Genomic DNA, 13045 nt, shown 5'->3' on the forward strand with positions numbered 1-13045 from the left:
ATGGGCTACTCGACCCCAACAAGGACTTGTGACCGGGATCACATCACCCGTTACTGGTCGCAAGGCGGCGCGTACGAGAGTCGAGGTAGATTCTCATGCCATTTATCTGGCGTGAGGACACCCTGAGTGGTCAAGCAAATACGACTGATGGCCTCATCGGCGTCCAAGTTCCAGAGCCGGACCGTATCGCTGCCGCTCGACACCCCGAGCAGGTGGCTGTTGGGGCTGAACGACAAGAAATTTCCCGTCTTGGCGTTGGGGCTCATCGACTGACCGATGCGCGTGGCCTTGGAGGGGCGAGCCACGTTCCAGAGCCGGACCGCGTTGTCGTTGCCGCCGCTCGCCAGGGTGCGGCCGTCCTGTCTGAACGTCAGCGACACGACCGCCTCGGTGTGACCGGTGAGGGGGGAGCCCAACCGGGCGGCCTTGAGCGGGTCGGTGATGTTCCAGAGGCGGACCGTGTCGTCGTCGCTGCCGCTGGCCAACGTATGGCCGTCCGGGCTGTAGGCGAGCGCGTTGATGGGGCCGAGGTGCCCGGTCAGGGGCGCGCCGAGCGGGGAGACGCGGCGCGGGTCTGCCACGTCCCACAGCCTGATGGTGCTGTCCGCGCTCCCGCTGGCGAGGGTTTGGCCGTCCGGGCTGAAGACCAGGGAGTTGACGTAGCCCTTGTGTCCGGAGAGCGGGGTGCCGAGCGGGCGCGGCCGGGCCGGGTCGCCGACGTTCCACAGCTGGACCGTACGGTCGTCGTAGGCCGTCGCCAGGGTGCGCCCGTCCGGGCTGAACGCCAGTGCGTCCGGGCCGGAGAAACGCGTGCGCAGCGCGATGGGCGCCCCGTAGGAGCTCGGCCGGGTCGGATCGGTGACGTTCCACAGCTGCACCGCGCTGTTCCTCATCAGCACCGCGAGCGTACGACCGTTGGACGAGAACGCCAGCGCGCGTACGTCACCGTCCCCAGGCGTGAACGGCTCGCTCAGCGACACGGGCCGGTCGGGGGTCTCCACGTTCCACAGCCGGACCCGGTGATCGCGCGCGGCCGTGGCCAGCACCCGCCCGTCCGGACGGAACGCTCCGATACGGCCGATCATGTCCGACGTGGGTATCGACCACAGGCGGACCTTGCTGTCGCCGCTCCCGGTGGCCAGAGTCCGGCCATCGGGGCTGAAGCCAAGGGCGTACATCTCGCCACTGCTCCCCGCGAGGGGTTCGCCGACCTGCGACGGGTACGCCGGGTCGCTGACGTTCCACAGGCTCGCCGTGCTGTCCGCGCTGGCGGCGGCGAGCTTGGTGCCGTCCGGGCTGAAGGCCACCGACCAGACCGCACCGGTGTGGCCGGTGAGCGGTGTGCCGAGCGGTGCCGCGTCCCGCGGGTCGGCAATGCTCCACAACCGGATGGTGTCGTCCGCGCCGCCGCTGGCGAGCGTACGGCCGTCAGGGCTGAAGGCCACGGAGTGCACCGTGCCCGTGTGGCCGGTCAGCCCCGTTCCGATCGGCGCCGGCTGAAGCGGATCTGCCGTGTTCCACAGTCTGATGGAGCCGTCATCGCCGCCCGCGACCAGCGTCCGCCCGTCCGGGCTGAACGCCACACAGCGCGCGGCGGCGGTGTGGCCGGTCAGGGCGCCGAGGGCTTTCGGCCGGCGCGGGTCGGCCACGTCCCACAGCCGTACGGTGTGATCCTCACCGGCGGAGGCCAGGGTGCGCCCGTCCGGCCTGAAGGCGAGGAGGTAGATCGTTCCGTCGTGGCCGGTCAGAGGAGCGCCCAGCGGCTGCGGGCGACTTGGGTTCCGTACGTCCCACAGCCGGATCGTGCCGTCGTCCGAAGCGCTGGCGAGGGTGTTCCCGTCCGGGCTGAAGACCGCGCTGCTCACCCAGCTGGTGTGACCGGTGAGGGGTACGGCCAGCTGCTTGGGCCGGGTCCGGTCGGTCACGTCCCACAGCCGAACCGTACGGTCGTAGCTGGCGGTGGCCAGGAGCCGGCCGTTCGGGCTGAACGAGGTGAGATAGACGGCTCCGGTGTGGCCGCGGAGCGGGGTGGCCAGCGGAGCGTTCACGATCGAGATCAGCCGGTTCTTCGCGCCTTCGTCGTGAGGCCGCCGGTTGTGCGCCACGAGGGCGAGCTGGGCGGAGAGCGAAGGGTCGGTGTGCTGGGCCCGGTCGGCTTCGGCGACCACCTGCTCGAACACGGCGTCGTCCCGCTGCTGCCGTGCAACGAGCGCCGAGCAGACAGCGAGGAGCGCCAGGACGACCAGAGCCGCTATCGCGCTGCGACTGACCCAGACCGTGCGCTTGCGCAGCCTGCCCGAAGCGGCCAGGAACTCCACGGCGTTCCGGGTGAGGAAGGTGTCACCGGCGGATCTCGCCCAGGCCTGGGCCTGCTCCAGGCGGGAACCCCGGTAGAGCAGCGACGAGTCCCGTTCGGAGTCCTCCCAGGCCCGGCCGTCCTCCTCCAGCCGCTGGCGCAGCAGGTGGTCGTTCCTGTCCTCGTCGATCCACTCGCGAAGGCGTGGCCAGGCGTGGAGCAGCGCTTCATGGGTGATCTCGACGGTCTCCGCGTCCAGCGTCACCAGTCGGGCGCGGACCAGCGCTTCGAGCGATTCCTCGGTCCGGTTGGGGTCCGTCGACTCCTCCGCCAGCTGGCGGCGCGTCCCTCGCCTACGGGTGGCCTGGGTGTCCTCGCTCAGCTTGACCAGCCTGAGCAGGAGCAGCCTCGCGGCCGTACGTGCCGCCGGGTCGAGGCCCGACCAGGCACGCTCGGCGGTCGCTGCCACCGCTCCCTGGATTCCGCCGGCCGCGCGGTAGCCGGCCAGCGTGAGCCGTCCGGCCTTACGCCGTTGCCAGGTGGCGAGGAGCGCGTGCGAGAGGAGCGGCAACGCCCCCGCGTCGTGCACTCCACGCGGGCCGTCGGCGCTGACTTCCCGGACGATCAGCTCCGCCAGCCCCGGTTCGAGCTCCATGCCCACGGCCTTGGCCGGTCCGGTCACCGCTTCCCGCAGCTCGGCGGTGGTCAGCGGCCCGAGCACCATGTGGCGGTGTTGCAGGGCGTCGGCCAGTTCGGGATACCCGAGGCACCGCTCGTAGAAGTCGGCGCGTATGCCGAGGACGACGAGCAGGGGGGCCGGGTCGGCCGGGTCAGCCGAGTCGGCGGGGGTGCAGGCGGCGTGGAGGAGCTGGACGAACGTACGCCGAATCGTCTCGTCGGAGCAGAGGGTGAAGGTCTCCTCGAACTGGTCGACGATCACGACCGGAGGGACGGGGGAAGGGGTCTCGCGGTTCGCCCAGGCCGTGACGGCTTCCCGTACCGCGTGGGCGAACTCGGGAGTACCGGGCTCTTCCGAGGCGGGGGCGGAGGCGGGGGCCGAGACAGAGGTGTAGGCGGAGACGACAGGCGCGAGCTCAGGTATGCGGCGAGTCAGCTCCGCGAGAGGATCGCTTCCCGGCACGAGATGAAGGACCTGCCTCGGCTGGCGGCCCTGGCCGCTCGGTCCGCCGTTCTGCAACGCGGGCACCAGCCCGGCGTTCAGCAAGGAGGACTTCCCCGCTCCCGAGGCACCCACGAGCATGACCAGGCCGCCCGTCTTCTCCGCCGCGCGAAGCTGAGCGACGAGGGCGTCCCTGCTCCGCTCCCGGCCGAAGAACCACCGGGCGTCCTGCTGACGGTACGAAGCCAGTCCTCGGTACGGGCACACGCTGCCGGGGACGTTCGCGGCTTCGCCCGGAGGCCGCTCATCCTCTTGCGCGGGTGCCTCAGAACGCTCGCCGACCGGGTCGGCGACCGCGCGCTCCCACAGGCTCTGCCACTGCGCCATGTCGTACAGGCCGGGAGACACAGGCACGGGGCGCGAGCGGCGGGCGTCGGGTATCAGGACATGCAGCACCACGGCGAGGGCGGCGAAGTGGGCAGGCACGTTCCGGGCCCGTCGCCAGTCGCTGATCCGCTGAGCGGACACCCGTACGGGGCGCCCTCGCTCGTCGACACGCTGAAGCCGCACGACCGCCTCGGCGACGCGCTTGAGGGGAGGGTTGCCGGCCTCCGTGTACAGCAGCGCGAGACGTTCCGCGAAGGCTGCGCGTGCCCCTGAGTCGGAACTCAAGGTCTCCACTCCTTACTTCCCCCGCGCCTGGACATCCGGACCGGAAAACTCACCCTATACGGCTGACCTGCGGTTAAGCCGTGGACCGGATGCCAGAACCTCCTCAGTTGGAGCCGCAGCTGGCAGGATCTCGACGCAGCAGCGCATCATCCGGGCGACGCCCAGAGGGGGCCACCAGCCCGGCGCTCGAAGAGACAGCTCATGATGCCGCACGTTCTCGGTCAGCTTTGATTCGGAGCCCGGGAGCGGCGGCGACGGCCTCGCCGCGTGAGCAAGAGGGATCCGTGGAGCCCCAGCCCCATGCGGGTGGCTGGCGCATCAACCACGGGTCCGGCATCCCTTGATCCGTGCCGTACTGCGGCACGGATCGACGCCGACCGTGTGGCCCGGCACCAGTCCTAACAGGGGAGGGACTGGCGCCGGGCCCATGCGGGTGGGTTTGGTCGGCCGCAGAAGGCGCCGGCAACTGCCAACGCCGAGGAGGCCGCCCTCTGAGGGGCGGCCTCCTCGGCGTTACCAGACGTAGCGAGGCGCTCGATCCTCAGATCAGGCTTCGGCTGTGTGTCGACGCTGTCCCACAGCCAGGTACTCGTACTGGGCAGGGCCTGAGCAGCACCATGGCTCCGCGCGTCAGCTCTGCAAGTGCCCGGCCCATACGGCTTTAATCTGCTCTCCCTGTTCGGCAGTGATGACCCCAGCTTCCGTCGCTACAGCCACGAGATCGGTGCCGGCCGCCAGCTTGAGGGCAGTGAAGGCATCATTCATGCGTTCGGAGTTTCGGGGGGTTCCTACATGGCCAGGCTCCAGGTCACCAGGGAGGAAGTTAGCCACTTCTCCGTCGTGGCTGTCGAACGCAGCCTTGTCCATCCTCACGTGGACCCGTTTGGTGCCTATGGTGACGACGGTCCCGTGTGAGCCATGGTGGTACAAGGGCCTATCGCTTGGCACTCCGACCGTGACCTTGTCGCCGAGCTTGAAACTGCTCAGGGTCCTGCCACTACCGAACATGCGCGTTTCCCCTCCAGGACATGCGGATCATGAGGCCCCTCGTGCCTCGCCTCTGCCCTACTTGTACACCTCGATCCCGATGATTCGGGCTTTCTTGTCGATCAGTCCGACGGCATTAGGACACCCCATCGCCTAAAGGACTCGCGGACCAGCGAGGCTTGCTGAAGAGGAATCTCACCAAGATCGGCAACTGACCGCTGCACCAGCCCTCCGAAACCGTTGGTGCGTTGCGCCCAGCCACGGAGTGAGCAGAACGGTTCTAAATCCAACCCGCCGCCTGCGCCGCCAGAGTCGCCCGCTCCTCAGCCTCATCCGCCTTCGCGTTGAGACCCTCGCTCCTCCCCAAGCCCTCGCGGCCGGCGGCCTCCATCGCGACTTGAGACGCCACCAGCGCAGCACGGTAGGCAGCGGCGGACAGATCACTCGTCTCCTCCTCGTCCCTCGCAACCTGAGCAGCCACAGCCGCAGCAGCAGCCGCGTTTCTGGCACATCGCGCGTCCGCCGCCGGGTCCAGGGGGCTCTCGGGGAGCGCCGCCAGGACTTGGGCTGCCAGGCGGAGGGCGTTGGCTGCCTTCTCGGCGGGGTCCCTCGGGACGCTCTTGGCGTCGTGCTCAGCAATGCCGGCGTACCGGCACGTCGCCGCCGCCCGGTCCAAAGCCTTCCGGGCGCGCGTCGCGTGGCGCTCCCTGAGAGCCATGTCGGGGGTCGCGGTGTCGTCGGGCTGTGCGGTGACCAGTCGCGCGGCGCTGGTGGAGTCGCTCATCGACATCTCCCATTCGTCCCGGCCCGGCGCACACGGTCAGATGCCCGTTGTTCGCCCCAGGCAACGGCTGCCGGGCAGGGTGGCATGTACGACGCCAACACACCAGGGCCGCGACACCGGGTTGGCTCAGGAGACGTCGTCGTCACGGCGTGCCGACGGCAGCAGGAGATCACGCTCGGGGTGGTTCTCGCCCGTGACCCTCCCTTGGATACCCAGATCCGCCCGCGCCGCTTCGTGTGCCCGTCAGCGCGCGGTACGTCCAATGACCCGAAGCGTGAGAGGTGACACAGAGGCAGGCTGGTTGTCACTCGAGGGCATCTGTCGGCGCCTGTTGGGGATTTGGGCCGGAGCCCGCCCGCACAGGCCAGCACTTCTGTCGCTGAGGAGTTCAGGAAGAGCGCGAACACGGACGACCTGTCCACGGAGTAGATGAGACCGGTGCGCACAAGCTCTTCCCCGGCCTGCCGGAGGATTCCAACCGAGGCGGCAAGGCCTCCGACTGTGTGGCCACGCCGAGCAGCTGTGCGGATGCGGATCGCGAACACACCCGCGTGCCGACTGGCGGGGACCAGACCGTCCGACACGTCGAAGACGCCTCCGGCGACCAAGGCGTCACGGGCAGGTCCGCATGCCGGGGTCCGTTCACGAAGCATGGCGATGAGGTCCTCGCGAGGAATACTGCGCACCGGTTTCCGTACGACCCAGGCGTCGCCCATGTGTGACAACTGCAGCGCCTCTCTGGCCGACTGTTTCGACCCCCCTTTTTTCGCAGGCTATCTGGCGCCGACGGTGACAACCACTGAGCCTCGGCACACCCAAGTGCCAGATACAGCTGGCATGCAGGCCACCGCTGTTGCACTCATCCCCCCAACGCCGTCAAGACCTGGCTCGCCACTCCAAGGCAGCAAAAAAGCGTGTGCTCTCCCACCCGTGAGCGGGAGAGCACACGCTTGAGCCCTGCGCAGACGCCGTAGTCGGAGCCCGGCTACTGCTCGACAGTCAGTGCCCAGCGGACCGTGGAAGGGGCCGTGATGTGAAGCGCGCCCTCCGATCGGTCTGTCTTGAGATGCACCTCGTTATAAGTACTGCTCGATTCCGCGGCCACGCATTCCAGTGGAAAGCTGAGGCCACTCGGATCAATCGCGACACTGATCTTTCCGCTTCCCTGGCAGTTGACCTGAACAGCCAACCGCCCTGAGTGAATCTTTCCGAGTGGGAGCTCCGCGTTGCCGTTGCGGGAGTTGACACTCGTGAGGACTTTCCCGTTCCCCATCGGCTTTGGCGCCCGCGTGACCGTTTGGCCATCTATATGCTCGGGCCTGCCAGTCGGCGGAGTGATCGACTTTGAGGCAGAGGGCGTAGGCGATCGGGTGGCCGCCTTGGGAGCAGCGTCGCTATCGCCGTCCCCGCCGCTACAGCCAACCGCGCCAATCAGCATTGCTACGGCCGTCAGCGCACAGGCAGCGGGGGCGGGGCGCGTCAGTCTTCCCATATGTACCAGCCCACTCGTATCGGGATGTAGCTAGTGATCATCTTCTGTGCGCTGGTCTTGCAGTTGCTGTACATCAGGTAGCTCACCCCGGTTGTCTTCAACCGGTAGACACCGTATTTCCCGTGCGTACTCCTGTGAGCCGGAGTGTCGACGGAGATCTGATTGCCGACCTTTGCCGTCATTTTGACCGAAAAGCCTACGTTCCACTGGACTTCGGACTTCGCCACGAGGAAGTTCACGCTCGTCTTCAGGCCAGCCGAGACGCTCACGCCGACCTCCCCCGTCACCTCGGACGTGAAGGTGGTCCGTGCCGTCCGGGAGGTGCCGTTGTAGTTGGTGTTCGACGGCCCGACTCCATAGTGGTACCGCGCTCCCCTGGTTCTCGGTACGTACACCGAGGTGGTCCCGGGGCCGCAGTACACGCCGCCATTGGCCCCGCCCGCATTGTCCGTCTCAGGAAGCGGATCCGGCGTGGGGTCTTCCACCAAGTCGGTCTCTTCCGGCTCAGCCGGTGGCGCAGAATGAACGACGTCCGCGTCCGTCTCCGGTAACTGGTCGTTCGGACCCGGTTCCGTTCCTGGATTCGTCACTTGGCCCACAGAGGGGCTCGTTGCGGTAGGACCATCCGCATATGCCGGGATACCCGCCCCCAGCACTACCGTCGTCGCGGCCGTGCAGGCCAATATCCCATGCCTGAGTTTCCTGCCCATGAGACACCCTCCCCCAGATCTGTTCCTCATGAACGACAGGTTCATTAACCCAGTTCCGTGATCACCTGACCACGGGAATCATGGATTCCTGAGCATGGCTTGAGGTCCAGGGCTTCCGCTTGGCGGGTTCCAGGTGCTGCGGCTCATTTTCATCTCTCAACGCAGGTGCCTCAGGCGCCTACTCGCCACAGGGCCACTCAGAGAAACAGCCCGAGCGTTGCATCAGCAGACCAGCTCTGCCAGCACACGGCGAACAGAGCGCCCACAGATATAAGCGCCATCATCAAGTTCTGCCCCTGCTCAGCCCAGTCATGGATCATGAGAACAAAGTAGATGAGGTTCAACAGCAACCCGCCGACGAGCGCGATCGGCGTCAGGAAGCCAAAGATCAAGCCGAGGCCGAGGGCCAGCTCCGCGTAGGCGACGACGTACGCCATCAGCTTGGGGCGGGGCTTCACCACCGCATCGAAGCCTCGCCGCACGAACGGCCAGCGGTGCTCCTCCGCGATTCCCGCGGCCCAGCCGATCCCCCCGCCGGCGAACCACGTCTTCTTGTCCTTGTGGCGCCAGCTCTCCAGCCACCACAGGCCGAGCCCGATCCGCAGGACCGCGAACCACTCCGCTCCGCTGAGCCAGATCGTCTCCATCCCGGATCCCTTCCCTGAGCCCACCTGATGGAGCGTCAGTTGACCGTGAACTCGGGCGCCCGCGCAAGAGCCTGGCTCGCACTCCTCCTTGCCGCCTCGCGGGCGACGCCCTAGCCTCGATCTGATGGAGCGTCAGATTCGAGTCGGTTGAACCGGCAGGCAGCAGGGGGTAGACAGCGTGGTCAACGGCGACAACGGCACCGGTGGCGTGCCCCGGGTCATCAGCGTGGACGACCACGTGATCGAGCCCGCGCACCTCTTCGATACGTGGCTGCCCGGCAAGTACCGCGACAAGGGGCCCAAGCCCTTCACGGCCGGCATCGGCGACCTGGCGTACGTCGGGGGGAAGTACCGGTTCACCACGGACCCGGCGGGCCAGATCACCGACTGGTGGGAGTACGAGGGGCTCCTCTTCCCGTACAAGCGGATCATCGCGGCCGTCGGCTTCACCCGGGACGAGATGACCCTCGACGGCATCACTCGCGAGGAGATGCGGCGGGGCTGCTGGGATCCGAAGGCGCGGCTCGCCGACATGGATCTCAACCACGTCGAGGCGAGCCTCTGCTTCCCCACCTTCCCGCGCTTCTGCGGGCAGACCTTCGCCGAGGCGCAGGACAAGGAGGTCGCGCTCGCTTGCGTACGCGCCTACAACGACTGGATGGTGGAGGAGTGGTGCGGGGACAGCGGTGGGCGGCTGATCCCGCTCTGCCTCATCCCGCTGTGGGACATCGATCTCGCCGTCGCCGAGATCCGCCGCAACGCCGCACGCGGGGTACGCGCCGTCACCTTCTCCGAGATCCCCACCCACCTCGGGCTCCCCTCCATCCACTCCGGCTACTGGGACCCCTTCTTCGCGGTCTGCCAGGAGACCGGGACCGTCGTGAACATGCACATCGGAAGCAGCAGCCAGATGCCCGCCGCGTCCCCGGACGCGCCGCCCGCCGTGCAGGCCTCGCTCTCCTTCAACAACGCCATGGCGTCGATGATGGACTTCCTGTTCAGCGGGGTCCTCGTGAAGTTCCCGCAGCTCAAGCTCGCCTACTCCGAGGGGCAGATGGGCTGGATCCCGTACGCCCTGGAGCGCGCCGACGACGTGTGGGAGGAGCACCGCGCCTGGGGCGGGGTCAAGGACCTCATCCCCGAGCCGCCCTCCACCTACTACTACCGCCAGATCTTCTGCTGCTTCTTCCGCGACAAGCACGGCATCGCCTCGCTGGACGTGGTCGGCCGGGACAACGCCACCTTCGAGACCGACTACCCGCACGTCGACTCCACGTGGCCCCACACGAAGTCGGTCGCGGAGGACCACGTCGCGGGGCTGCCGGAAGAGGTGGCGTACAAGCTGCTCCGCGGGAACGCCATCCGCATGCTTGACCTTCCGTTCGATCGGGAACGGGCAGCCGGCTCGCGCGCATAGTCAGCTCCGTATCGCCGCAGACTGACGCTGGGAGCACCCGTACTCCCAGCGTTACCGTTCACGTCGGACCTGCGGAGAGGCGGACGGATGGGCGACAACCCCATGTCAAAGGCTCTGGTCACCTTCGGGCGCGGCTACGTCCGCCATGCTCCGTCGGCGATCGGCAAAGCGTCGCTCTCCGCACGCTTCCTCAACCCGCGCTTACGAGACCAACCCCGGAAACGCGTGGTCCCCACCCGTTTCGGTGCCAGTTTCGCCGTGGACACGACGGACCTGATCCAGCGGTACCTGTACATGTTCGGCATCTGGGAGCCGCACCTGACTCGCTGGCTGGAGCGCCGGCTTCGGCCCGGGGACACCTTCATAGATGTCGGTTCCAACATCGGGTACTACAGCGTGCTCGCCTCGCGCCTCGTCGGTGAGACCGGTCGCGTCGTAGCCATCGAGGCCTCCCCCACCTTCCACGCGCAGGTACTCCGGCATGCCCGGATCAACGGCTGCGACAACATCCGTGCGGTCAACTCCGCAGTCTCCGACCGGAGCCGGATGCTCACGTTCATACTGGCCAGCTCGCGGAACATGGGCGCGACCAGCACGGTCCCTTACGACGGGCCGGCCGAGTCCACCTTCGAGATCGAGGCACGTCCCCTGCCGGAGATCCTGGACCCCGCCGAGATCGCCAACGCCCGAGTCATCAAGATCGACGTCGAGGGTGCGGAAGGCAGTGTCGTACGGGGTCTCGCCCCCCTGCTCGACAGGCTCCGGCCCGACGCGGAGATCACCGTCGAGGTCACCCCCCACCGCATGAAGCAGCTCGGCGACGACGTCACCGAGCTGCTGACCACCATGCGGGAGCACGGCTTCCACACGTACCGCCTGACCAACGACTACGCCCCGGAGTCCTACCCCGCCGCCCTCAGTGGCCCCGCCGCAGTACCGGTTCGGTGGCGCGCGCCGATCGACTCGGAGAGCGATCTGGTCTTCTCTCGCATCGACGCTGAGAGCCTCGGCTGAGCAAGCCGTGGTACGGCTGCGCGAGTCCGTAGCGCGCAGGTCACAGGTCAGTCCTCGGCCGGGAAGTGCCACTGGAAGTGCGACAAGGCCTTCGCCCTGGCTTCCACCACCGCCATGCGCGCGTCGCGCTCGGTGGTGTCCGTGTGGGCGGCCTGGCTGGTCGACTGCCCTTCCCACTTGCGGTAGACGAGCCCGACCTCGCGCGTGAAGTACCCGCGGCTGACGGCGTCCAGCGCGAGCAGCAACCCCGTGTCCTCCGAGGCCGGAAGCGCCATCCATCCCCCGAGCGCGACGAGGAGATCCCGGCGCATGAAGAGGGTTGCCGGATGGACCTGCGCGCGGTAGCCATGCTCCTGCCAGTGCCGCAGCACCTCGCCGCGCTCGATCGGACCGCCCTCGGGGTCCTGGTCGAAGCCGAGGGTCGAGCCGTCCGGCAGAAGGTCGAGGACCCGGGACGTCGTCCATCCGATGCCGCGGTCGGCTTCGAGGACGGCCAGATCGCGGGCGAGCGTGCCCGGGACGAGCTGGTCGTCGGCATCGAGGATCTTGACGTATTCGCCGTCCGCCTCCGCCAGCGCCATCGTCCGCGCCACCCCCGGACCACCGGCCCGGCCCTGCCTGAACGTCACCCGCGGATCGTCGGGAACATGCGGCGCGACGTCTTCGCTCCTGCCGTCCTCACGGATGACCCAGTGCCACTCCCAGCCGTCCGGAAGCTCCTGGTCGCAGAGGGACTTGTAGGCCTCCGGCAGGAACTTGGCGGACGGCGGGTGCACAGCGGTGACGACGATGATGCGCCGGGACACGGCGTCACCACCTTTCCAGTGGAGTGTTGAAGATCAATTCCGTGCGATCGCCGGGCACCGTGACGTAGGAGACCTCCACGGGCTGTTCGTGGATGTCGTACGAGGTCTTCCGCAGCAACACGACCGCCGTGCCGGCCGGGAGCTCAAGCTCCTCCGCCTCCTCCGGGGTGGGTGGGCGGGCGGTGACGCGCTCCTCTATCCGGCCGAGCTCGATGCCGATGGTGAAGAGCTGATTCATGGTGCCGCCGGGCCACGGCTCCTTCGACTCGTCCAGTAAATCGGGATTGCCGACAACGAGATCGTGGACGAGGTAGGAGGTCACGAGACTGAACGGTGCGGTCTCTGCGCTGTAGCGCGTGCGGTAGCCGCGCTGGAGGAGAAGTGTTCCCTCGGGGACACCGAAGGCCTCCGCGAGCTCCTGGTCCGCCTTCACCTCGCGGTAGGAGGCCTGGAAGACGAGATCGTTGACCGTGAGTCCCGTGTCATGTTCCGTGGCGCCGGTCCGCAACCGCGTCGTCTCGGGCTCCCGGGCGCGGTTCTTCTCCCACTGGTGCCGGGCGTTGTTACGCACCACCGGCGTGCGCGGACGGCGGACGAAGTTCCCACGTCCGTGCTGCTTCTCGATCAGCCCCTCGTCCCGCAGAAGACGCAGGGCCTCCCGGATCGTCGGCACGCTTCGCCCGAAGCGGTCGGAGAGCTTTGCCTCCGTGGGCAGCCGGTCCCCCGGAGCCAGCTGACCGGCCCGGATGGACTCCCTGAGCTCGTCGGCGATCCGCTCGTAGACCTTTGCCACCTTGCTCACCGTTCCCGTCGTACGACCTCGATCAGCATACGAGTCATCAAGAGGACTTTTTCGGCGACCTCCGGAGCCTGCTCGTGGCGGCGGGTGGCAAGAAACGTCTCCTGGGTCTTCAGAAGAGCGGAGCTGGCCACACCGGGGCCGGCCGCCCCCCCCCCGGCTCAGAAACCAGAAAAGCCCAGCTCAGAACATGTCTGAGCTGGGCTTTTTCTGAGCCGCCTTCGGGATTCGAACCCGAGACCTACGCATTACGAGTGCGTTGCTCTGGCCAACTGAGCTAAGGCGGCACGCCGTCCGCACG

The 13045-nt window shown here is 67.7% G+C and carries 9 protein-coding genes and 1 tRNA gene; 2 read left to right on the forward strand and 8 right to left on the reverse strand.

All coding sequences use genetic code 11. The features are described 5' to 3' along the window. Positions 1–50: 50 nt before the first annotated feature. From ABD236_RS25810 to ABD236_RS25830, 5 genes are all read right to left on the reverse strand, one after another. Positions 51–4097, reverse strand: a complete 4047-nt coding sequence (locus ABD236_RS25810) for an nSTAND1 domain-containing NTPase (protein WP_344077367.1) — start codon at positions 4095–4097, stop codon at positions 51–53. A gap of 621 nt (positions 4098–4718) precedes the next feature. Then, on the reverse strand, positions 4719–4853 hold the full coding sequence (locus ABD236_RS25815) for a hypothetical protein (protein WP_344077369.1): 135 nt from the start codon (positions 4851–4853) through the stop codon (positions 4719–4721). A 502-nt stretch (positions 4854–5355) separates the two neighbouring features. After that, entirely contained in the window at positions 5356–5859 is a 504-nt protein-coding gene (locus ABD236_RS25820; RefSeq protein WP_344077371.1) for a hypothetical protein, read from the reverse strand. 1479 nt (positions 5860–7338) lie between these two features. Further along, positions 7339–8106, reverse strand: coding sequence for a hypothetical protein (locus ABD236_RS25825; protein ID WP_344077373.1), 768 nt, complete (start codon positions 8104–8106; stop codon positions 7339–7341). Between the two features lie 152 nt (positions 8107–8258). Beyond that, complete coding sequence (locus ABD236_RS25830; RefSeq protein WP_344077375.1) at positions 8259–8708, reverse strand: DoxX family membrane protein; 450 nt, start codon at positions 8706–8708, stop codon at positions 8259–8261. A gap of 178 nt (positions 8709–8886) precedes the next feature. On the opposite strand from ABD236_RS25830, the gene ABD236_RS25835 reads away from it, so the two are divergent. Together ABD236_RS25835 and ABD236_RS25840 are read left to right on the forward strand one after the other, a co-directional pair. Continuing rightward, a complete protein-coding gene (locus ABD236_RS25835; protein ID WP_344077377.1) occupies positions 8887–10125 on the forward strand; it encodes an amidohydrolase family protein in 1239 nt (412 codons plus the stop codon). Between the two features lie 102 nt (positions 10126–10227). Further along, positions 10228–11139: an FkbM family methyltransferase gene (locus ABD236_RS25840; protein ID WP_425543953.1), complete on the forward strand. Its 912-nt coding sequence runs from the start codon at positions 10228–10230 to the stop codon at positions 11137–11139. Positions 11140–11186: 47 nt separating this feature from the next. On the opposite strand, the gene ABD236_RS25845 is transcribed toward ABD236_RS25840, so the two are convergent. From ABD236_RS25845 to ABD236_RS25855, 3 genes are all read right to left on the reverse strand, one after another. Beyond that, positions 11187–11945: a glycosyltransferase family 2 protein gene (locus ABD236_RS25845; protein ID WP_344077381.1), complete on the reverse strand. Its 759-nt coding sequence runs from the start codon at positions 11943–11945 to the stop codon at positions 11187–11189. Between the two features lie 4 nt (positions 11946–11949). Further along, on the reverse strand, positions 11950–12738 hold the full coding sequence (locus tag ABD236_RS25850) for a GntR family transcriptional regulator (protein WP_344077529.1): 789 nt from the start codon (positions 12736–12738) through the stop codon (positions 11950–11952). Between the two features lie 219 nt (positions 12739–12957). Further along, positions 12958–13031: transfer RNA gene (locus tag ABD236_RS25855), tRNA-Thr, on the reverse strand. Positions 13032–13045: the final 14 nt, after the last annotated feature.

Source organism: Streptomyces crystallinus, from assembly GCF_039521265.1.
Taxonomy (GTDB): Bacteria; Actinomycetota; Actinomycetes; order Streptomycetales; family Streptomycetaceae; genus Streptomyces; species Streptomyces crystallinus.

What these genes read in the sequence shown, in the direction of transcription:
- ABD236_RS25815 (WP_344077369.1), bottom strand. Translation starts at nt 4,853, where the DNA reads ATGAATGATGCCTTCACTGCCCTCAAGCTGGCGGCCGGCACCGATCTC.
- ABD236_RS25820 (WP_344077371.1), bottom strand. Translation starts at nt 5,859, where the DNA reads ATGAGCGACTCCACCAGCGCCGCGCGACTGGTCACCGCACAGCCCGAC.
- ABD236_RS25825 (WP_344077373.1), bottom strand. Translation starts at nt 8,106, where the DNA reads ATGAACCTGTCGTTCATGAGGAACAGATCTGGGGGAGGGTGTCTCATG.
- ABD236_RS25830 (WP_344077375.1), bottom strand. Translation starts at nt 8,708, where the DNA reads ATGGAGACGATCTGGCTCAGCGGAGCGGAGTGGTTCGCGGTCCTGCGG.
- ABD236_RS25840 (WP_425543953.1), top strand. Translation starts at nt 10,228, where the DNA reads ATGTCAAAGGCTCTGGTCACCTTCGGGCGCGGCTACGTCCGCCATGCT.